23 protein-coding genes are annotated in these 19885 nt (G+C 37.2%); 8 read left to right on the top strand and 15 right to left on the bottom strand.

Annotation, left to right across the window (positions count from 1 at the left end; translation table 11 throughout):
- Positions 1 to 61: 61 nt before the first annotated feature.
- On the top strand, positions 62 to 439 hold the full coding sequence (locus WBM70_RS10420) for a hypothetical protein (RefSeq protein WP_424558442.1): 378 nt from the start codon (positions 62 to 64) through the stop codon (positions 437 to 439).
- A 29-nt stretch (positions 440 to 468) separates the two neighbouring features.
- Here the strand turns inward: WBM70_RS10420 and uvrA are convergent, their stop codons facing one another.
- Together uvrA and WBM70_RS10410 are read right to left on the bottom strand one after the other, a co-directional pair.
- The gene (uvrA, locus tag WBM70_RS10415; RefSeq protein ID WP_424558441.1) at positions 469 to 3285 is read right to left on the bottom strand and encodes an excinuclease ABC subunit UvrA; all 2817 of its coding nucleotides are present in this window, start codon (positions 3283 to 3285) and stop codon (positions 469 to 471) included.
- An 18-nt stretch (positions 3286 to 3303) separates the two neighbouring features.
- Entirely contained in the window at positions 3304 to 4044 is a 741-nt protein-coding gene (locus WBM70_RS10410) for a sulfite exporter TauE/SafE family protein (RefSeq protein ID WP_424558440.1), read from the bottom strand.
- Between the two features lie 120 nt (positions 4045 to 4164).
- On the opposite strand from WBM70_RS10410, the gene WBM70_RS10405 reads away from it, so the two are divergent.
- On the top strand, positions 4165 to 5472 hold the full coding sequence (locus WBM70_RS10405; protein WP_424558439.1) for a paraquat-inducible protein A: 1308 nt from the start codon (positions 4165 to 4167) through the stop codon (positions 5470 to 5472).
- Between the two features lie 67 nt (positions 5473 to 5539).
- Here the strand turns inward: WBM70_RS10405 and WBM70_RS10400 are convergent, their stop codons facing one another.
- From WBM70_RS10400 to mltB, 5 genes are all read right to left on the bottom strand, one after another.
- A complete protein-coding gene (locus WBM70_RS10400; RefSeq protein WP_424558438.1) occupies positions 5540 to 6493 on the bottom strand; it encodes a tRNA dihydrouridine synthase in 954 nt (317 codons plus the stop codon).
- Positions 6477 to 7523 carry a hypothetical protein gene (locus WBM70_RS10395; RefSeq protein WP_424558437.1) on the bottom strand — a complete coding sequence of 349 codons (1047 nt, stop codon included), beginning with the start codon at positions 7521 to 7523 and terminating at the stop codon, positions 6477 to 6479. The genes WBM70_RS10400 and WBM70_RS10395 overlap by 17 nt, the downstream gene beginning before the upstream one ends.
- Before the next feature lie 103 nt (positions 7524 to 7626).
- On the bottom strand, positions 7627 to 7983 hold the full coding sequence (gene dksA, locus WBM70_RS10390) for an RNA polymerase-binding protein DksA (protein ID WP_424558436.1): 357 nt from the start codon (positions 7981 to 7983) through the stop codon (positions 7627 to 7629).
- Between the two features lie 10 nt (positions 7984 to 7993).
- A complete protein-coding gene (locus WBM70_RS10385) occupies positions 7994 to 8455 on the bottom strand; it encodes a 23S rRNA (pseudouridine(1915)-N(3))-methyltransferase RlmH (RefSeq protein ID WP_424558435.1) in 462 nt (153 codons plus the stop codon).
- 2 nt (positions 8456 to 8457) lie between these two features.
- Positions 8458 to 9468: a lytic murein transglycosylase B gene (gene mltB / locus WBM70_RS10380; RefSeq protein WP_424558434.1), complete on the bottom strand. Its 1011-nt coding sequence runs from the start codon at positions 9466 to 9468 to the stop codon at positions 8458 to 8460.
- A gap of 53 nt (positions 9469 to 9521) precedes the next feature.
- Here mltB and WBM70_RS10375 point away from each other — a divergent pair, with 53 nt between their 5' ends.
- Both WBM70_RS10375 and cutA read left to right on the top strand, forming a co-directional pair.
- Positions 9522 to 9977 carry a low molecular weight protein-tyrosine-phosphatase gene (locus WBM70_RS10375; RefSeq protein WP_424558433.1) on the top strand — a complete coding sequence of 152 codons (456 nt, stop codon included), beginning with the start codon at positions 9522 to 9524 and terminating at the stop codon, positions 9975 to 9977.
- Positions 9964 to 10290 (top strand): divalent-cation tolerance protein CutA, encoded by a 327-nt coding sequence (gene cutA / locus WBM70_RS10370; RefSeq protein ID WP_424558432.1) that lies wholly within the window; start codon positions 9964 to 9966, stop codon positions 10288 to 10290. The genes WBM70_RS10375 and cutA overlap by 14 nt, the downstream gene beginning before the upstream one ends.
- Here cutA and WBM70_RS10365 read toward each other — a convergent pair.
- Complete coding sequence (locus WBM70_RS10365; RefSeq protein WP_424558431.1) at positions 10287 to 10817, bottom strand: YbhB/YbcL family Raf kinase inhibitor-like protein; 531 nt, start codon at positions 10815 to 10817, stop codon at positions 10287 to 10289. The two genes, cutA and WBM70_RS10365, sit on opposite strands and share 4 nt — an antisense overlap.
- 129 nt (positions 10818 to 10946) lie before the next feature.
- Here WBM70_RS10365 and WBM70_RS10360 point away from each other — a divergent pair, with 129 nt between their 5' ends.
- From WBM70_RS10360 to WBM70_RS10345, 4 genes are all read left to right on the top strand, one after another.
- Positions 10947 to 11576, top strand: a complete 630-nt coding sequence (locus WBM70_RS10360) for an NAD(P)H-dependent oxidoreductase (protein WP_424558430.1) — start codon at positions 10947 to 10949, stop codon at positions 11574 to 11576.
- 4 nt (positions 11577 to 11580) lie between these two features.
- On the top strand, positions 11581 to 12171 hold the full coding sequence (locus tag WBM70_RS10355) for a flavin reductase family protein (RefSeq protein WP_424558429.1): 591 nt from the start codon (positions 11581 to 11583) through the stop codon (positions 12169 to 12171).
- A gap of 136 nt (positions 12172 to 12307) precedes the next feature.
- Complete coding sequence (locus tag WBM70_RS10350; RefSeq protein WP_424558428.1) at positions 12308 to 12817, top strand: DUF4136 domain-containing protein; 510 nt, start codon at positions 12308 to 12310, stop codon at positions 12815 to 12817.
- 120 nt (positions 12818 to 12937) lie between these two features.
- Positions 12938 to 14773 carry a mechanosensitive ion channel family protein gene (locus WBM70_RS10345; RefSeq protein ID WP_424558427.1) on the top strand — a complete coding sequence of 612 codons (1836 nt, stop codon included), beginning with the start codon at positions 12938 to 12940 and terminating at the stop codon, positions 14771 to 14773.
- A gap of 88 nt (positions 14774 to 14861) precedes the next feature.
- Here the strand turns inward: WBM70_RS10345 and WBM70_RS10340 are convergent, their stop codons facing one another.
- The 7 genes from WBM70_RS10340 to WBM70_RS10310 form a co-directional block, all read right to left on the bottom strand.
- The gene (locus WBM70_RS10340; RefSeq protein WP_424558426.1) at positions 14862 to 15233 is read right to left on the bottom strand and encodes a hypothetical protein; all 372 of its coding nucleotides are present in this window, start codon (positions 15231 to 15233) and stop codon (positions 14862 to 14864) included.
- Between the two features lie 49 nt (positions 15234 to 15282).
- On the bottom strand, positions 15283 to 16557 hold the full coding sequence (locus tag WBM70_RS10335) for a hypothetical protein (protein ID WP_424558425.1): 1275 nt from the start codon (positions 16555 to 16557) through the stop codon (positions 15283 to 15285).
- Complete coding sequence (locus tag WBM70_RS10330; protein WP_424558424.1) at positions 16550 to 17197, bottom strand: tetratricopeptide repeat protein; 648 nt, start codon at positions 17195 to 17197, stop codon at positions 16550 to 16552. The genes WBM70_RS10335 and WBM70_RS10330 overlap by 8 nt, the downstream gene beginning before the upstream one ends.
- Positions 17194 to 18120, bottom strand: coding sequence for a vWA domain-containing protein (locus WBM70_RS10325; protein ID WP_424558423.1), 927 nt, complete (start codon positions 18118 to 18120; stop codon positions 17194 to 17196). Before WBM70_RS10325 ends, WBM70_RS10330 begins: the two co-directional genes overlap by 4 nt.
- Positions 18117 to 19094: a VWA domain-containing protein gene (locus WBM70_RS10320; RefSeq protein ID WP_424558422.1), complete on the bottom strand. Its 978-nt coding sequence runs from the start codon at positions 19092 to 19094 to the stop codon at positions 18117 to 18119. Before WBM70_RS10320 ends, WBM70_RS10325 begins: the two co-directional genes overlap by 4 nt.
- Complete coding sequence (locus WBM70_RS10315; RefSeq protein ID WP_424558421.1) at positions 19087 to 19596, bottom strand: DUF4381 domain-containing protein; 510 nt, start codon at positions 19594 to 19596, stop codon at positions 19087 to 19089. The genes WBM70_RS10320 and WBM70_RS10315 overlap by 8 nt, the downstream gene beginning before the upstream one ends.
- Positions 19596 to 19885 (bottom strand): hypothetical protein (locus WBM70_RS10310; RefSeq protein ID WP_424558420.1); only part of this gene is annotated, 290 nt, incomplete at its 5' end. The genes WBM70_RS10315 and WBM70_RS10310, both read right to left, overlap by 1 nt.

Genomic DNA, 19885 nt, shown 5'->3' with positions numbered 1-19885 from the left:
GGGTTACTCACATTAACGCTCAAGACTTGTTTGAGATGATAAAAAATAGGGAGAGTGCTTAATGGAATCTAATGGTAGCATACACATACACAGAACACAGGGTAACAGGTTAAGACAACCGAAAAAGTTTAGTAAACAAAACGTTGATCTTGCTGAAACACCTCTCTTTTTCCCTGAAGGTTATGAAAAAATATTCCTCGCGATATACTTTATTACACTTCCTTATATCGCCGGTTTACTTTTTCTTTTCTTTTATGTTGCAGAGGGAAGTATAGATCTCTTTTTATCTCTTAATGAAGAACAAGCTTTTATGTTGACCTGGGCCATAGGATATGAGATTATAGCTGCACTTACTCTGATGTGGATCATGAAAATGGCGATCGGTTTTGCAAATGAAAGTCGAAAATCAACTATCAAAAAGCAATTTAGAAGACCGTAGTCTTCATCCTTATAATTCTAAGAACACCTTTACTCTAACTCTTTAGACAAATACTCACCTGTATAAGACCCTGTCATTTTATATTCTGAAGCCAATTTCTCAGGTGATCCTGTAGCAATGATCAGTCCACCTTTATTTCCACCCTCTGGTCCCATGTCTATAATATAGTCTGCATTTTTGACCATGTCGAGATTATGTTCGATCACAACGACGGAATTACCCAATTCTACCAAGTGGTGCAACACACCTGTAAGTCTGTCAACATCGGCAAAATGAAGCCCTGTAGTGGGTTCATCCAAGATATAAAGTGTTTGACCCGTATCTTTACGGCTCAATTCTTTACTCAGCTTAATACGCTGAGCCTCTCCACCTGAAAGTGTGGTAGCATTCTGTCCTAAAGTAATATAGTCAAGCCCTACATCAGTCAATGTTTTGAGCTTGATCGCTATGGCAGGAATCGCTTTGAAAAATGCCAATGCCTCACCTACACTCATACCAAGGACATCTGAGATCGACTTTCCTTTGTATAACACTTCCCTCGTTTGTGCATTGTATCGTGTACCGTCACAGGCATCACAAGAGACCAAGACATCCGGTAAAAAGTGCATTTCTATCTTTATCTGTCCATCTCCTTGACACTTCTCACAACGCCCACCTTTCACATTAAATGAAAAACGTCCTATCTTATAGCCGCGGAGTTCTGCCTCCTTGGTTTGTGCGAAGAGTTTACGTATTTCATCCATGATTCCTGTATAGGTGGCAGGGTTGGAACGTGGTGTCCTCCCTATAGGACTTTGATCAAGGTAGATGACCTTATCGAGCTTCTCAAGTCCAGTGATCTCAACACCATCGACTTTATTGACCTTTTTAGCATGGTTCAGCAGTTCTCTTGCCACAGGAAGTAAGGTCTGAAGGATGAGTGAACTTTTTCCACTACCACTTACACCGGTAATACATACAAAATTTTGCAAAGGGATCTTCGCATCTAGCTTTTCGATGTTATTCAGTGTAACATTCTTGATCTCTATCCACTCTTTTTGAAGGTTGTCATGAGAGTAGGAGATCTCCTTTTTACCATACATATAATCAGCCGTCAGTGTCTTGGCTTTTTCAAGTTTTTTCGCATCTCCGGCAAAAACCACTTCACCACCAAACTCCCCTGCTCCGGGACCAATATCTATGATGTAATCTGCAGCCAAAATGGTCTCTTTGTCATGTTCCACAACGATGACCGAGTTTCCTTTTTCACGTAAAGAGTTGAGCGTACGTATCAGCTTCATGGTATCACGTTCATGGAGTCCTATACTTGGTTCATCCAGTACATACATTACACCTGTAAGTCCTGAACCTATTTGAGAAGCGATACGTATACGCTGTGCTTCCCCTCCTGAAATACTTCTTGCATCACGACTCAGAGTGATGTACCCTAGCCCTACATCATGTAAGAAGTATAGTCTTTCATAGAGTTCTTTCAGTATTGATTCAGCTATCATCTTTTGCTGTTCAGTTAAATGAGAAAAACTCTCTTTATCTGAAAAATAAGCATACGATTTCTCTATAGGCATATCGATGATATCAGCGATATTTTTACCTTCTATTTTTACTGCCAAAGAGCGTGGTCTGAGACGGTGTCCATCACACTTGTCACACACCTTTTCAGTCATATATTCAGAAAGGTCTTTTTCCTCTTTGAACATATCATGTGCAAACTTGACGACGCCCGGCCACTCACGTTTGAGTTTATGACGTTTCCAGAGGAAATCTATGGTAGTACCATTACCGTAGAGTATGGCTTTTTGTTGATGTGATTCGAGTTCGCCATAAGGAGTTTTGATATCTATATCATTTTGCTCACAAAAAGCATTAAGAAACTTGGTGTAATAACTCTTATTGAAACCATACATGATCTTAACTGCACCCTTATCGATGCAAAGCTCAGAGTCTATCACTTTCTTTAAATCTATAGCGTAACGAATCCCAAGTCCATCACAGGTAGGACATGCACCCTTAGGTGAGTTAAAGGAGAAGCTGACAGGCTCTAAAGGTTCAAAGCTAAGCTTGCAGTCAAAACAGGCCAAATGTTCGGAATAATGGATATGCTGTCTATCAAGATCCATCTCTTCGAAGTTAAGTACTTCTATCTCCATTTCACCGTAGCTCTCTTTCAGTGCTTTTTCAACATCCTGGCCTATACGGTCACGACTCTCCTCTTTAACCACTACTCTGTCAACCACTACTTTAATCGTATGTTTTTTCGTTTTAGAAAGTTCTATCTCATCATCAAGACGTACCATCACACCATCTATCATCGCACGGATATACCCCTTATGACGAAGAGACTCCAGCATGTCAGCGAAACTACCTTTTTTCTCTTTGACCAATGGTGCCATAATGACAAGTTTTGCACCATCAGGCAATTTAAGTACCTCTTCGATGATATCTGAAGCAGACATAGAAGAAATTGGCTTTCCACACTCATGACAATGCTGTTCCCCTACACGAGAGAAAAGCAGTCTAAGATAATCATATATCTCAGTGATCGTTCCTACAGTAGAACGAGGATTCTTAGAAGTCGTTTTCTGATCTATAGCGATCGCAGGTGTCAATCCCTCTATCTTATCGACATCTGGCTTACCTACACGTCCAAGGAACTGCCTAGCATAAGAAGAGAGTGACTCAATATAGCGTCTTTGCCCTTCTGCATACAGTGTTGAGAAGGCTAAAGTAGATTTACCTGATCCTGAAATACCAGTCACTACTACCAATTTATTTTTGGGGATACTTATATTTATATTTTTTAAGTTATTTTCTCTTGCCCCGTAAACGTGTATCATATCTTTTTTCATTCTTTTATCCTATCTAATTTAAAACCACATTTTTTTTATCAAAATAAGCAAAGTAAACATATACAGTGCTAATAGTGCCATCTTATGATTTTTGGAAGTGACATGGTCTTTGAGCCAAATACCCAATGCCACTCCAACCAGTGAAGCTAAAGCCACCACCAAACCATTGCTAAAGTCTATCGTCCCGGTACTGAGCCGGCTTATCATCCCAGCTACTGATGAGAAGACCACAAAGAAGAGCCCTGCACTCACCGCTTTTTTTATAGGATAATGCAATAATCCCACCAAAAGCGGAGTGAGTATAATAGACCCCCCGATACCAAGAGTGATAGAGAAGATCCCGATTCCCAGGCCTATGACAAAAAGCAATGTTTTGTTCAGTGTTTTGGTTTTTCCGTCATCCTCATGATGTTTAGAGAAAAAAAGTCTAAACAGCGCAAATACCAATAAACCTAAAAAGAGAAACTGCAGTACTATATCTGAGATATACTGTGTGACATACCCACCGATATATCCACCCACAAAGCCTCCAAAGCCTACAAATATCCCTTCACCGATGATGAGAGAGCCTTTTCTGAAGTTCAGATATGAACCATAAATAGAACTAAATACCATTTGAATAATGGAAATACCGATGGCATCTTTAGTATCAAAACCAAGCACCAAAAGTATAGGTACAAGGATCATACCGCCACCGATACCAAAAAAGCCGGACATCGTACCGATAAAGACACCAACCAGTATAAGTTCTATGATCATTTCCACTACTCCAAAAATTAAGTTGGAATTATAACATTTTTCTTAATGTTTACACTAATTTAGCTATACTCATAGTATATAAATGAAAAATTATAAAAATTTACTTAGGGACTATAGGGAATGGCATTTATTACACAAAACATTAAAAAACTATTTTCATACTGGATGATGATGTTGAGTATTCTCTTACTCTCCTCGATCATTTACTCTGTGATACATCTTGTGGAAACAGGTAATAAAGCAAAAGCAATAAAAGTTGATTATGCAGAACTGCACGGTGTTCAATATGGTCTCTTTAACTCTAATATTTGGACAGAAAAGATCACTGACGTCGTAAATCAAAAGATCGATGAATTTAATTTTACTGAAACCAGTCGTGCAGAGATCAAACAATATGTAGAAACCATCGTAGATACACTCATCGTAGAAGCAGATAAAAAAGTCCGGAAAGACAACAAGAAAAGAGGCTTCTTTAAGAGTATCTTTGGTGATACCAAACAAAAAATCACTGATGAGCTTGTTGATATCAGATCTCTAAGGAACAAGGTTCCTCAATTTACTGAGGCTGTTCTAAATGAGCTGGAAAAACCCGCTAACCAAAAGGTTCTCAAAGCTGTTTTGAAAGATAAGCTACATCAACTTATGCAAAGTAATTTGGCTATTGTAGACATGAGTAAATATAATAATATCTTAGAGCGCTACAACTGTGATAATTTTGAAACATGCAGTAGGCTTTTAAACGAACAGCGTAAACAAAAAGTGCAAGAGATGGATAACTATACCATCACTATTTTATCTATGGCTTTAGTTCTTATTATACTTATCATACTTCAAGGCACTGTACTGAGATCTATTTCTCTGTTCATACTTTCTGCGACAAGTGTTGCGTTATTGATTCCTGGCCTTCTGCTTCCTATGCTCGATATAGAAGCTAAGATCACCAAACTCTACTTTACGATACTCGACAAGCCTCTCACTTTTAGCAATCAGATCCTTTTTTACCAAAGTAAAAGTATCTCAGACCTGATAGAATTATTATTAAAAGAGGATGAGATAAAGATGATATTTGTAGGTATTTTACTGGTGATGTTCAGTGTGATATTCCCTACATTAAAACTTATCTCCACGTATCTCTACTTCTATAGCAGAAGTTTCATTGGCAACAATGCCGTTGTGCGTTTCTTCGCTCTGAAATCTACAAAATGGTCTATGGCCGATGTGATGGTTGTTTCTATCTTTATGTCTTATTTAGGTCTTGACGGTGTGGTAGACAATGAATTGGAAAGACTGGTTGAAGAGAGTGCACCTATAAATGTCATTACCACCAACGGTACGGATCTACAAGTCGGGTTTTTCCTCTTTTTGGGCTTTGTTGCTACCAGCTTTATACTCTCTATGCTTGTAGAGCACTCTCGTAAATCTGGTTAATTTTTATATTCATGAACTGAGATAAAAAGAGAATCGTTTAATTGATCTCTAAGAGATTTAATATGTATCAAACTTCATACAAAAGAGGCTGAGAGAAAAATGCTTCTACTCTTGCTCTCATTTCTTTTGGATCTTCTATTCGATTTACATCATTTCTAAATGTAGAAGCCCCTTGATAACCAGCTTTAGAGTAGGAATGAAGGTTTTTTCTAAAGACGATCGCACCATACTTGTCATAATGTTTTATCATTTGATCAAAATGTTCTAAAACAACTTCTTTGATAAGTTCCGAGGTTGGTTCTTCCATACCCTCTTTGATCTGTTTAAATATCCATGGCTTTCCTACTGCTGCACGTCCTATCATTACGCCGTCTGCACCTGTGTGTTCCAGTACCCATTTCGCTTTTGCAGGAGAGTCTATATCCCCGTTAGCAAGGACTCGTATAGACACAGCTTGCTTTACCTGTGCTATTGCATCATAATCTACAGCCGCTTTGTATCTACCTGCTCTTGTTCTTCCATGTACAGCGATATAGTCTGCTCCAGATCCTTGGCATATACGTGCTATCTCTTCATGATTTTTTTCGTTAAAGCCTAAACGAAACTTCACTGAAGTATATTCTTTGTTGGAGTATTTTTTAATCGTTTCTATAACCTTAGCCATTTGAGGTAGATCTGTAAGCAGAGATGAACCCTGGAGGTTGTTCACCACTTTGGGTGCAGGACAGCCACAATTTAGATCTATAGCGGTTATATCATCTCTTTCATTGAGGATCTCAACTGCACGTTTAATAACATCCAGGTCAGAACCTGCTATTTGGATGGAGTATGGGTCTTCTATAGGGCTCTTTTCTAGCATACGGTAAGTTTTCTTGGAGTTATGAACCAATGCATTCGAGCTTATCATCTCTGAAACAGTCAGGTCAACACCAAACTTCTTAACAACGGAACGAAAAGGGAGGTCTGTAAAGCCCGCAAGAGGGGCTAAAGCATAAAGGGTATTACTAAAGTCTAGTTTCATTACAAATAGAATTTATATCTATAATATCTTTTAGTGTATATTTATTGTCATGTTCTTTTTTAAGTGTATATAGTGCTCTAAACTTAATAAATTCATCTTCTTCTTGTTCAGCCAGATAAAGTGCCACTTGTTCCAATAACTCATATTCAAATAGAAGATAAAGATAGGCATTTTGTGCCTTAGGGTTTTCAATTTGAAAACTTCTGAACAGTATTAGGTTCTCTTCTGGATTAAAATACTTTTTAGTTACTGAAGCGATTTTGATAAAGTCTTGACACCCCATATTAAGTGCATGTACAAAATCTGTCAGTATTTCAGGAGTAAGTTCAAGACTATCTTCTGCACTCACTCTTTTAAGCATCACAAAAAAGTTTTTGGTATCAAAAACTTTTGCATATTTACGTGCCTTTACAAAATCTACTTTACGTGCAAAGATCTCAAGTGCTTCCGCCTGTACTGCAGGTGAATATTCTGAAGTAGCTTTCATAACATCTTCAATGAACTTTTCATCAGACTCTAAACGGTTCAATCTGTTTTGTATTAGGATCGGGTTACCTACATTAAAGACCTTAGTCATTTTTTCTTCTTTGAAGTCAACATATTCACCCTTTTTGATCTTCTCAATAAGATGCACAACACGTGAAAGTCTTGGTGTTAATCCTTCCACATTATCAGAAACATTGAGAGTTGCTTTTCCTAAAAGTAATGCAGAACTTCCTAAAGCATCTATACCATACTTTTGTTGCTTTGGCTCATTTACTAATGACCAGTAAAGTGCATCTTCCAGTGTGTTTGTATCTTTTTGCCATTTTTTGAGTATAAAGTAATTTTTCAAACCATAAAAAAACATATGTATCAATGTAAAAATGAATAAAAGTATCATAGGTACAACAACCCAAGCGGCTATAGGAAAATTAAAATTAATTCCCATTAATTCTAATGAATAAGAATCTGGATTGATCGTATAGGTGAATGCAGCAACAATTCCCATTAGCGCCAAAGTAGCAAAAATATACAGAGCAAGTCTCATTTTATCCCCTTATGATGTGAGCAACAACTATACATAAGCTCCTAAGCAATTAGGCGTACCTTAAGCAGAGAGTTTATGTTACGTGTTGCTTGAAAATAGAAATCTATTTTGTTTCTTTTTCCGTGATCTCACGGCAAGTAATACAAAAACGTGCAAAATTTTTCACTTCTAGACGTGCTCTGCCTATAGGTTCTTCACACATTTCGCATATACCGAAAGCTCCTCCTTTTATTTTATCTAAAGCAAGTTCAATTTCGTTTAATTCTTTACGCTGTTGTACTAAAATAGCGCTATCTACAATAGTTTCTGCAGATGCAGCAGCATAATCACCTTCATCATTCAATTCAAGATCTCTCATTCCTTCTAATTCGAGAGCCGTACCTCTAAGGTTTTTTTCTATTTGTACTCTTCTATCTAATAAATTATTTTGAAACGTTTCTAATTCTTCTTCTGTTAACATCAAGGTTGTCCTATTTATGATATGGATGATTATTATTAATGGTCAAACCTCTAAAGATCTGTTCCATCAAAACAACTTTCACAAGTTTATGTGAAAGCGTTATTTTACCAAATGATATTGCTTTATTACATTTGGTCAAAAAATCTCTCTCAAAGCCGTATGCACCGCCAATAAAGAGATTTACCTGAACGCTATCCTTAAGCAAATTCGCAAATTCATGACTATCTACTTCTTTAGAAGAGGGATCCAATGCTATGTTAATGCTAGATTCCATATACTTCTCCAATGCTTTTGTATAGGATTTTTGAGCAGCTTCTGGTGAAATATCCTGTGCTTTGGCTATCTCTTTATCAAAAACTTCAATGACTTCTACTTTTGCAAAAGGTTTTGCTATCTTTTTATAATGTTCTATTAATCCAGCATATAAATTATCTTTCCCTTTTTTATCGATGATAATTACATTGATCTTCATACTTATTCCTCTTTCATCTTAGCTGCGATCTTTGTCGCCAATTGATGCACTGACATGGCATAATAGGCACTATGATTATAACGGGTGATCACAAAAAAGTTTTTTGCACCATACCAAAGTTCATCATACTTTTCTCTGTTCAGTTTGATAAGACGTACTTTATCATGATAGTCCCACTTCTTTTTTGGGCTTATGCCTTTAAGTTTGGCACGATCATAGGTTTTTCTATATCCGGTTTCATATGCTTTAAATCGCATCCCTTCGTACCCTACTCTAGTTGCAACAGGCTCACCCTTCCGCCAACCATTTTGCCTCAAATAGTTTGCAACACTAGCGATAGCATCTTCAGGTCTCTGAAGTGTAATTCTCCCATCACCATTAAAATCAACGCCATACGCTTCATAGTTGCTAGGCATAAATTGACCTAAACCGATGGCACCTGCATAAGATCCATACACATTTTTTGGATTGAATTTTTCTGTTTGAGAAAGATGCATGAATTTCATCAACTCTTTTTGAAAAAACGTGTTTCTTCTGTTCTTTTCAAAAGCCAAGGTACTCAAAGTGTCAAATACCGGATATTTCCCTACATTCTTACCATACGCGCTCTCTACACCTATAATGGCTGCGATGTACTCCTTAGGTACCCCGTACTTTTTTTCCACTTTTTCAAATGTTTTGCGATGCCGTCTAATAAAATCTACACCTTTTTGTACACGTGAATCACTTATTTTAGATTTTGAATAACGATCCCATGCACCATTTTTGGGATAACGTTTTTTCAGTGCAGCGATCTGCTCAGGTGTTCTTTTTTTCTTTACTCTAGGACGAAATGCACGTAAGGCAGAGTTTTGGACACTTACATTGGAAAAAAGTTTCTCAAGTTCATCTCTTTTAAAGTCATATTTTTGGACCAATTCATTCATTAAAGAGACAGTCTTTGGATTTTTCGTATAATCTTTGGCAGTTAACATAAAAGTCATGATAAATACTAATGTTAGTGCTCGTTTCATCAAAGTATCCTCGTTTTTTTGCTATTGTACACTATAGATATAAAAGGAAAATTATGAATCGTATTTTATTCGTATGCCTAGGGAACATTTGTCGCAGTCCCTTAGCTCATGGTGTAGCACAGCATATAGTCAACACGAAAAATCTTGAACTTTTCATAGACTCGGCGGGTACCAGTTCATGGCATGTAGGTGAAGCACCTTGCGATCATTCCATTAAAGTCGCTAGACAATATGATATCGACATCAGTAAACAGCACTCACGTGTTATCACAGAAGATGACATCACTACATTTAGATATGTTGTAGCGATGGACAGACAAAATAAAGAAGATATGGAAGCTTTTGGATTTAACAATGTCCATCTTTTAGGTGATTTTGGAGACTTTAGGGGAGAAGATGTTCCTGATCCATACTTTTTTGATGGCTTTGAAGGATTTGAACATGTGTATAATATGGTTGCATTGTGTGTAGAAGATTTTTTAGAAAAGGTGGAAAATGGAAGCCTCTGATTACTGTCTCATCAATACTACTACTGATACCAAAGAAAATGCCGATGCAATCACACAATTACTACTGGAGAAAAAACTCATCGCCTGTGTACAATCAACCGTCATAGAAAGTGCTTATCATTGGCAAGGAAAAATTATAAAGTCTAAAGAGATACACCTTCAGATGAAAACCAAAAGGTCACTCTTTCAAAAGATTCAAAAAGCAATTGAGCATCTGCATACCTATGATATACCGGAGATCATCATGGTACCTATCACAGGTGCAAATTCACTCTATCTCGAGTGGATAGAAGAGGAAACCATAAACAGTTAATCTCTTTTATAATAAGAGATCACCGAAGCTTTCTGGATAGTGTGTTTATTTATCATAAAGCCTACCACTGCACTCTTAGTCTCTGCCTTTACAGGTAAACTCTCAACATCCAATGCATGTACCGTAAATACATAACGATGTGCTTTGTCTCCTTGGGGAGGACATGCACCACCAAAGCCGGCATGACCATAATCAGTTGTTGTTTCCAGAGCACCTTTTGGTAGCCCCTTTTTCCCTGAAGCATCGGCAATAATTTTATCTGTTTCAGCAGGAATATTCACAATCAACCAATGCCACCATCCACTACCAGTTGGTGCATCAGGATCATATACTGTGATAGCAAAACTTTTTGTACCTTTTGGTGCATGAGTCCAATGAAGTTCTGGTGAGATATTTTCACCATTACATCCAAAACCATCAAATTCCTGGGCTTTACTCATCTGTCCTTTGAGCGTATCACTTGTCAAAGTAAAACTTTCTGCCTGTAAAAATGAACCTATTAGCATAAATATCAATACATATCTCATATTCTCTCCATATTTTTATTTATAATAGAATAATTTACATTAGAATACTATTTATTTTTTCAAGATAACTCTTGACATAATATAACATATAGGCTAACCTAAATAACTACATAACAAAAAGGATAAACAATGGAAAATGATTTTACGAAAGCTATGGATTTTAGACATGCCTGCAAAATATTTGATGAAAATAAAAAAATAAGTGACGATGAGATGCATTATATCTTAGAGGCAGGAAGAAAGTCACCCTCTTCTTTTGGTATGGAAGCATGGAAGTTTTTAGTGATCACCAATGAAGCGTTAAAAGCAAAACTGAGACCTTTTTGCTGGGATCAGGTTCAAGTTACCTCTTGTTCTCACCTGGTCATTGTACTTGCAGGTATTGAAAATGCCAAAGTGGAGAGCGGGATGCCTAAAAAGAGGTTTTCAAGACGTGACATGCCCCAGGAGAGTCTTGACTTTTATATGGATATCTATGCAAAACACTTAGCTAAAACACTAAGCTCTGACGAAAACATCTATTCATGGACAGCCAAACAAAGCTACATTGCATTAGGTAATATGATGACTGCAGCTGCTTTTATAGGTATCGATTCCTGTCCTATCGAAGGATTTGAAAAAGAGAGTGTAGAAGAGGTATTGGGTCTGGATAAAAGTAAGTATCAGTTGGCTGTTGTCGTACCGTTTGGCTACAGGATCAATGAGCAACCTACACAGTTAAGGCTTCCTTACGATGAAGTGGTCGAGTTTATACGGTAAAATAATGTTAATAGATTTTGAAGAAAAAACACCATCTGAACGTTACAATCTGATGGCCAACAGTGTGATCCCTCGTCCTATCGCATGGATAGTTACAGAGGGTGAAGTGCTGAACATTGCACCTTTTTCGTACTTTACGCCACTCTCCTCACAACCTGCTACACTCATGGTTTCTATAGGTCACCGTACAGATGGTACACCTAAAGATACGCTCAGAAATCTCAGAGAAAGTAAAAAATGTGTGGTCTGTATCGTAGATGAAGAACATTTTGAAAAAATGCATTTTAGTTCTAAAGGATTAGATGCTTCACAAAGTGAACTTGAGGTATTTAACATCCCTACACAAAAGTGTATTGAAAACTTTCCACCTATGCCTGAAGGCATAAATGTAGCATTCTTCTGCGAATACCTTCAAGAAGTAGAACTCAAAGGAAGTAAAACGATTCCTGTCATCGTGGAGATAAAACATCTCTATCTTAACAATGAGATCATATCCGATGAAGAGAAGATCACTTTGTCATTTTCCAGTATTGCAAGGGTGGGACGTGAATATGCAACCTTAGATAAAAACATCATTACACCTGACATACCTTAACAAATCACATCTAGAAAGCATCATGATCGGATAAGTTGTAGTCTCACTTTGATTTTAAATCAATTAAGACGATATTCTAAGAATTATCAATATAATTAAGAAAGCAATACTATGCTAATAATCACAAGGAAATATAATGTCAAAATTACTAAAAAATATGTTAATGGGTCTCTTGATCGCAGGATTTACTTCAGGTTGTGTAAAAACCGATGATATCGAAGTCGTTGCTTTAAAATCTGAAAAAGCCAATTTAGAAGGATACAAAACATACCAGATCCTGGATGAAAGTGGCTTTGAAAAGAATACTGCACTTTCTGAGACTATGGATGTGAATGTAGAATTACAACAAACAGTGAATACAGAACTAGCTAAAAAAGGTAAAGTCCCTGTAGCAAAAAATCCTGATTTCTATGTTGCCTATATGGCAGCTGCGGATATGGATGCCATCAAAGAGAAGGTAGATAAAAAAGGGAAGACAACAATTGAAAATGCACCTACTGCAGGGATATTGCTTGCACTTATAGATGCGAATACTGGAGAGATCATCTATCTTTCATCGGCTGAAGGAGATGTAAAAAACCTGCCTCTAGAGGAAAGAAGAAAACGTATAAATTATACGATCAAAGAGATGCTTGGTGCTATGTAGCGCCTGATTTTCCGAAAAAGGTAAACATGTCTAAACTTAATATCATTGTTGAACACTATTTACAATAAATTATTATAGCATCCTCTAAATCCCTAGAGGCCGCTATTAAAAAGGTTATTCTTGAAAAAAATTATATTTCTTCTCATTTTCTTGTCTACTTCATTTCTTTTCTCAAATGATGTTTTAGACGACTTCATCAATGAACAGGTTAAAATTGAGAGTCAATTACTTGATCAAAACCTATCTCTAGAAAAAAAAATTGAGATTAAAGACACACAAGATGCCAGATATCAAAAGTTTCTCTTAGAATATGCTGCCAATAAAGAAGAATATCTCCAGCAAAGCAGTCCATACAAACGTGAAATCAACAAACTAAAACTTCGTTTAAACAGTAATAAGTATAGAGGTTATACCAATGCTGTGATGCGCGATGAAGTTCTCATTAAATCATATAATCTTCGAAATGGTATCAGAGAGGCATTTCATGAAGTAATGCTACTGACAGAAAGTGAGTCCAAATCATTTTTCAAAGATAAGATCAATGAAACCCTTGTGAAATATTTTTCAAAATTTACTCCTTTAGATGAAAATAAATATATTTCTGATGATCAAGATAAATCAAATCCTATTATCAAGTCTCTGAACAAAGCGCTTAAAGATCTTGATTATCTAGAAAATGTTGCTAATACCTTCAGTGCAGAACTTGTAGCAAACAGCGCTTATATTTATCGAACAGGTCGTCTTTCAAAATCTCATTTTTTTACTTTTTTAAAGAAAATAAATACATCTGATCATGGGAAAAAAATTAATACTTATCTCTCTCCCTATAATTTAAATATAGCCAGTATTCTTTTTGTGATCGCACTGATTATCATCATAATAGTATCTAATATTGTTCTACGATTTATTATAGATCGTACTTTAAAATATTATAAATTCGAAGAAGAAGATATAGCGTATATCCATACTCATATTACAAAAATATTTAAAATGATCACTTCATTGTTGGTCATTCATTTAATACTTATAGTTTATATGGGTCTTGACATCACCAGTATTAATATGAGCAAACTTTTTTCTATAGCTTATGTTGTTCTTGTCGCTATAGCACTTTATCGGATTACAAATACCATTGCCTACATAAAAATGGAAAGTCTCAAAAGTAGTATGGTACTTAGAAATGAGGTTATCAACCTTTCCATTAAAGTGAGTAACAGTGTGATTATTCTTATGGCAGCTATCGCTATTTTAAAAATTCTTGGTGTAAATCTTACTGCATTGCTTTCTGGTCTGGGTATTGCAGGTGCAGCTGTCGCATTTGCTGCAAAAGACAGTATTGCCAATATCTTCGGTTCAGTTTCCATCTTATTAGGTGATGTTTTTGAACAAGGTGATTGGATTGAAACCAATGATGTTAATGGTACCGTGGTCGAAATAGGTTTACGGGCTTCCACCATACGTACCTTTGACAATGCTCTTATCTCTATTCCTAACTTCGAACTGGCAAATAAAGGCGTTAAAAATTGGAGTAGACGAAGTATTGGACGGCGTATCAAAATGAATGTCGGGGTCACTTATGAGTCAAATTTTGATGATATACGTCAGGCCATTGATGATATCAGAGCGATGCTCAAAGAACATCCAGGAATTGCAAACGAGCATACGAACTATCAACATTCATATCGTCAAGCGAAACTCGTTTCTATGGATGATTTTAAAGGGGTAAAACGTACTTCTCTGGTCTATATGGATGAGTTTGCTGAATCAAGTATCAATATACTTGTCTACTGTTTCAGTCGCTCTGTTGTGTGGAATGAATGGCTTGAGGTCAAGGAAGATGTCATGTTCAAAATAGCAGAAATACTTAAAAAGAACAACCTGGAGTTTGCATATCCGGCACTTACACTGCATCATGTAGAAAAAGCAAACAGACCTGATATAGATATATCTACATAGCACGCGTGATGGATGATTATCAGAAACCTTATAAAAAATATATCTTATAAGGTTTTCATTTTCAATGATTTAGATGATATAAATTATTCTACTTTCTTCTCTCTTCAAATTTTTGCATCTCTCTATCATAATCTTCTTTGAGACGTTGCTGTAAACCGGCTTGTGCTTCTTCTTTCAATCTTGTGTTCTCTTGTATCAACGCTTCAATTTTTGCATCTTTTTCTTTGATGATCTCAATATATTGATCACAATTGGAGTCGGTTGTGGTCACATAGGTATGATGATGATTCCCGTATAAAACCGGTCTGACGATCGGTTTGGGTCTTATGGGCCTTTCAGGATCTATGGGTGGTTTGACTATTGGGTGTTCTGGTGTTTCAGGTGCAATCATACTGACATCTGCATTCAAACTCAAAAGCATTCCGGCTATCAGCATAAGTCCTAAAGATATTTTTTTCATTTTGTCTTCTTTATTTTTTCTTATCCTAGTATACAATCTCATTCTTAGCTTATTGAGGATTTATAAACTTTGCTAAAGCACTTAGAGTCTGTTTCTGTTCTGTTAAAAGTGCTTCCCTGAGCTTTTCCACTTCCTGTTTAAATGCTGTTTTGTCAAATATCTGTCCTGTATCGGATAAGAGTGCTTCCAATTCACGCAGTGACTCCGTAAATGAAGGCTGCACTTGCTCTATAGACTTAAATCCACCTCTTGCAAGTGAAGGAGCAATAGACATAAGCCAATCATAAAGATGTTTATAGATACCCCTTGTGTCATTTCCTTCAATACACACAAGTAATACAGAGAATTTTCCCTCTTCACTCAACTCATACATTCTTTTACGTTCTTTTAAATAGCCTCTTATTTTAGAAGAAAACATTGCGTAAAAGATCAAAAGTACGATCAGTATAACCGAAACATAAAGCAAACGCTGCTTTTGTTCTGCTTTTTTTGCATCTATGGCTATTTGTGGATCTGGTAAGATCTCAAAAGAGATCTCAGGTATCATTTCAACTTGTACCTTTTGGGTCACACTATTCCACCATACAGTCTCTTGAGCAGGTATAGTTACATTCCCCTCTCCACTTGCAACAAAAGTAAATCTATCTACTCTAGAGACATCATACTTTCCCTTGAGTTCACTTTTGAGCTCTGGTTCCTTTGAATACACACGCAAAAAAGTATTGGATGTATACTCTAAAGGTCTTAACAAAATATCTGGCACAGCATGTGCCTTTTGTGTAACGCTTAGCTCTATCGCATCCCCTATAATAAGCTGTTTTTTCTCAGGTTTTATCTCAGAGACTAAAGTGTAATTATCTGTCACAAGTACAAATTGATCTTTCTGCACCCCTTTAGGCGCTTTTACATCAAAATACAAGCCATCACTTTTCAATATAAACTCTTTTTTAGGCTGTCCGTATCCCATAGAAGCAGTAAAGGAGACAGAGACAGAAGGTATCTCAATTTTTCCTGCTTGTAATGCATAGACTTCATACTCATAATGTACCATTTGCCAAGCCGAACCATTGATCTCTTCCGTACCCAAATATGAAGCACTCTGAGGTGCCTGTACTATATACTTTTGAGAAGCGGGAAAAGTGATCTTTGCATCGGTAATACTGAAAGCATCTGTGAGCAGTTCTATAGAAACAGTGACTTTTTGCGAAGTATAGATCGTATCGTTGGATTTTATATATACTTTACTCTTTCCCTCTATGGCAAAAAGAGCAATGGACAGAGATAAAAAAAGAACTAATAGCTTTACAGCAGTATTATTACGCATTAGTATCCTCCTGCATCTCATACTGATATCTGAATTTATTTTTCAAGAAATCTTTTGGTCCCGTTTGCAACCTATCAAGCCAGTTAGGATTACCAGACTCAATATCTTTTTGAGCACTTCGCTCATCATCTTCACCTTTACCCTCAGTGTTGTCATATACAACCTCATCTGGCTGCATATCATACATGTCCCCTATCCCCTGCTTCCCGTCATTTTCAGGCTCTTTAAGTATTTTTCTGGCTTTGGCTACAACAAGATTATCCTGTGCTTCCTTGAAATTTGGATCAATTTTCAATGCTACTTCATAGCTCTCTATCGCAGAGTCATACTCCCCAAGCATCACAAAAACATTACCAAGGTTGTATTTACCCTCTTTGGAGCTAAGGTTCTGATAAACAGATCGTGCTTTTTTAAACGCAGCATCCCTATAGTATGAGGCTCCTTTATAGGAGAGGTTTTCAAAGATTTCAGCTGCCTTGATATAGTTCTTCTTTTCATAATAATGGTAGGCTAGTTGATCAGAGGTTACAAAAAGTCTATTGATCCCGCCTTTATAAAAAAAGACCAACCAGACAAGAGAAAGTATCAGGATAATATAAAACGGCATAAGGGACAGATGCTTTTTAATAGTCGCTTTCATGATCGTCTCCATAATTCAGCAAAAAAGCCCTGTCTAGCCCATAACAACAAGAAAAGAAAGAGAAGAGGAACCAGTGCGTACCCACCATCTTCATACTTATTCTTATCATCTTGCGCTGCATTTTTAAAATTCTTGTCAATCAAAGAAGAGACCAAAGAAACATCACTCCCATCTCTCGCATACGGGACATAATGACCATCTAGAAGAGAAGCTGCACTCTTAAAATCATTTGCATTGGAGAGTTCATTTGAGGCGACCTGCCAAAAGATGACATTTGACTCTTCCCCAAATCCATTTTTGATCGCTAACTTCACTGAAGAAGGAGAAACAGAGTCAGTCAGTACAATGACAGTAGCGCCTTTAGCATTCAACTCTTTTTTTGCCAGCAACAGGGCATCTTGTATGTTATCGCCTTCCAAAGGCATGATAGCAGGATCCAATGCCTGTGCAAATGTTTTGATGATGCTTTGATCTTTGGTAAGCGGGAGTACCAGGTGTGCCGTACCACTGTACCCTATAAGTGCAGACTGTGTGTCAGATCTCATTTGCAAAAGGTCTGTTATTTTGATACTAGCTCTCTCCAAACGATTTGGCAGTATATCCGTGCTAAGCATACTCTTATTAGCAGACACCAAGAGTGCTATTTTAGTATCATCCTGTATAAAAGGTGAAGGTTTTAACTTCCAGCTTGGTCCAGACACCGCTACAACAAGAAGCGTTAGTACGATACCCAAATACCATGGCGTAGAAATCTTGGACTTGTTAGACTTAGGCTGAACAAGAAGATGTTTAAGCAGTGTAGGATCAATGACCTTCTGCCACTTTTTTTCTTCACTTTGCTGCTTCAACAGCCACCAGACCAAAGTCCATGAGGGGAGAAGAAGGAGTAGATATTCTGGTCTTAAAATATGAAAATGACTCATTTCCCCTCCCTTGAACTTTGTATGTACAGAAGTAATCCATACCCAAGCAAGAGCAACATGGTCGCAAGTAAAGGATACATAAAAAGATCAAACGTAGGTCTATGTGTGATCTCTTTTACCTCTTTAGGTTTAAGTTTGTCTATCTGCGTGTAAATGTCTGAGAGCTCTTCACTGTTCCACGCATAGTAAAACTTACCCCCTGTGGTTTTTGCTATCTCTTTAAGTGTCTCTGTATCTATAGGGTGTTCTCCTGCATTTTTGGGATCACCTATAGCGATAGGAAAAATACTCACTCCATTTTTTTCTGCCAGTTCAGCTGCAACGAGCGGTGGTACTTTAGAGCCTGTGTCATCACCATCACTCATGACAATGAGCATCCGATCAGTCACATTACTGTCTTGAAACATCTTGACCGCCAAACCAATAGAATCTCCCATTGCAGTTTGAGGTCCTGCCATGCCTATATTTAATTCTGAAAGTAAATGTTCAAGTGCAGACAGATCTTGTGTAAAAGGGGCTTGTACAAAAGCTGCAGACCCAAAAAGGATCAAACCTATCTTCTCTCCGCTACGTGCTTTAAAAAAGTTTCCCAATACCATTTTGACCGCTTCGAGTCTATCAATGGAAGTACCGTTACTGTCCTTAAAATCCATAGTGGACATAGATCCGGAAAGGTCAATAGCGACAAGTACTTCTCTTTGGGAGATCTCTTTGCTGAGTGGTTCCCCGATGTACTGTGGTTTTGCCAAAGCAGTAAGCACCAATAGATATATCGAACCCAACAGTACTTTCTGCCAAAAAGAAGCTCTTGATATACCGCTTATAGTACTTTTACTCTGGTTTATCGCATCAATATCTTCTTTAAAACTAATACGCAGTGCCGAACGGTTAGAGATATAAACCCATGGAAGTCTATAAATGACAAAAGGTACCATAATGAGCACAAAAACCCAAGGATAGCTAAACTCAAACATGACTATCCATCTTATGTGTTTCGATCCATATGGTCACCAATTGTCTAATATTATCATGGAGTACACTGTTCATGGTATAGGCATCTTCATATAACAGTTTTTCGATCTCCTGTCTAAGCTCCGTATTCACTCTTGCCTTTGAATGTTTTTGCATAAAATCCCACCAGCTATCTTCAGAGAGATTTGCAATATTTCCACGTCCATACGCTGCGATACCTACTCTTTTTGCAAGTGCCAATAAAACAACGGCATCTTCTTTACTGTTTTTTTTACCATTCTCTTTGTAAAAGACCGACTCTTTGAGAGCTTCTCTTCTGTACTGAGACTTTTTATAATGCTTGTATCTCTGGATAACAAAATGAAAGATCAGCGCAAACAATAAAAGTGCCACTATGAACCACCCTGGAGCAGGAGGGAAAAAGCTCACCGCATCAGGTATGATAATATCATGAAGATTATCCAGTGATGCCTCTTGGATAGTTTGATTCATATCTACAGACATTAGCGTTTTCCTCTGCCTATACTTAACTGTTCATACAGTTGATCAAGTACTGGATATTCAGTGGAAATGGAAAGAATCGGCAGTCCATTTTTACGTGAGAGGTGTTTAAACCTCTCTTCTCTGCCACTTAGTCGCTCAGCATATTTTTGTATGAACTGTTTATCCGAACTGTCCACATCCACCGTATCAACACCATCGGTAAAAAACAATGAGTTGGATTTCACGATCTCCTCTTCCATAGGATCATAGACCAGTACTCCGATCACATCATTATGCGTATTGATCCGGG

Origin of the sequence: Sulfurovum sp. (genome assembly GCF_049668085.1) — a bacterium.
Lineage (GTDB): Bacteria > Campylobacterota > Campylobacteria > Campylobacterales > Sulfurovaceae > Sulfurovum.
This window is presented reverse-complemented; position numbering and strand designations above follow the sequence as displayed.

Coding starts and splice junctions, on each gene's coding strand:
- WBM70_RS10335 (WP_424558425.1), bottom strand. CDS start 16,557: ATGCGTAATAATACTGCTGTAAAGCTATTAGTTCTTTTTTTATCTCTG.
- WBM70_RS10365 (WP_424558431.1), bottom strand. CDS start 10,817: ATGAGATATGTATTGATATTTATGCTAATAGGTTCATTTTTACAGGCA.
- WBM70_RS10410 (WP_424558440.1), bottom strand. CDS start 4,044: ATGATCATAGAACTTATACTGGTTGGTGTCTTTATCGGTACGATGTCC.
- WBM70_RS10355 (WP_424558429.1), top strand. CDS start 11,581: ATGTTAATAGATTTTGAAGAAAAAACACCATCTGAACGTTACAATCTG.
- WBM70_RS10360 (WP_424558430.1), top strand. CDS start 10,947: ATGGAAAATGATTTTACGAAAGCTATGGATTTTAGACATGCCTGCAAA.
- WBM70_RS10375 (WP_424558433.1), top strand. CDS start 9,522: ATGAATCGTATTTTATTCGTATGCCTAGGGAACATTTGTCGCAGTCCC.
- WBM70_RS10340 (WP_424558426.1), bottom strand. CDS start 15,233: ATGAAAAAAATATCTTTAGGACTTATGCTGATAGCCGGAATGCTTTTG.
- WBM70_RS10350 (WP_424558428.1), top strand. CDS start 12,308: ATGTCAAAATTACTAAAAAATATGTTAATGGGTCTCTTGATCGCAGGA.
- mltB (WP_424558434.1), bottom strand. CDS start 9,468: ATGAAACGAGCACTAACATTAGTATTTATCATGACTTTTATGTTAACT.
- WBM70_RS10325 (WP_424558423.1), bottom strand. CDS start 18,120: ATGAGTCATTTTCATATTTTAAGACCAGAATATCTACTCCTTCTTCTC.
- WBM70_RS10400 (WP_424558438.1), bottom strand. CDS start 6,493: ATGAAACTAGACTTTAGTAATACCCTTTATGCTTTAGCCCCTCTTGCG.
- WBM70_RS10395 (WP_424558437.1), bottom strand. CDS start 7,523: ATGAGACTTGCTCTGTATATTTTTGCTACTTTGGCGCTAATGGGAATT.
- WBM70_RS10315 (WP_424558421.1), bottom strand. CDS start 19,596: ATGTCTGTAGATATGAATCAAACTATCCAAGAGGCATCACTGGATAAT.
- WBM70_RS10330 (WP_424558424.1), bottom strand. CDS start 17,197: ATGAAAGCGACTATTAAAAAGCATCTGTCCCTTATGCCGTTTTATATT.
- WBM70_RS10405 (WP_424558439.1), top strand. CDS start 4,165: ATGGCATTTATTACACAAAACATTAAAAAACTATTTTCATACTGGATG.
- WBM70_RS10320 (WP_424558422.1), bottom strand. CDS start 19,094: ATGTTTGAGTTTAGCTATCCTTGGGTTTTTGTGCTCATTATGGTACCT.
- WBM70_RS10420 (WP_424558442.1), top strand. CDS start 62: ATGGAATCTAATGGTAGCATACACATACACAGAACACAGGGTAACAGG.
- cutA (WP_424558432.1), top strand. CDS start 9,964: ATGGAAGCCTCTGATTACTGTCTCATCAATACTACTACTGATACCAAA.
- WBM70_RS10385 (WP_424558435.1), bottom strand. CDS start 8,455: ATGAAGATCAATGTAATTATCATCGATAAAAAAGGGAAAGATAATTTA.
- uvrA (WP_424558441.1), bottom strand. CDS start 3,285: ATGAAAAAAGATATGATACACGTTTACGGGGCAAGAGAAAATAACTTA.
- dksA (WP_424558436.1), bottom strand. CDS start 7,983: ATGTTAACAGAAGAAGAATTAGAAACGTTTCAAAATAATTTATTAGAT.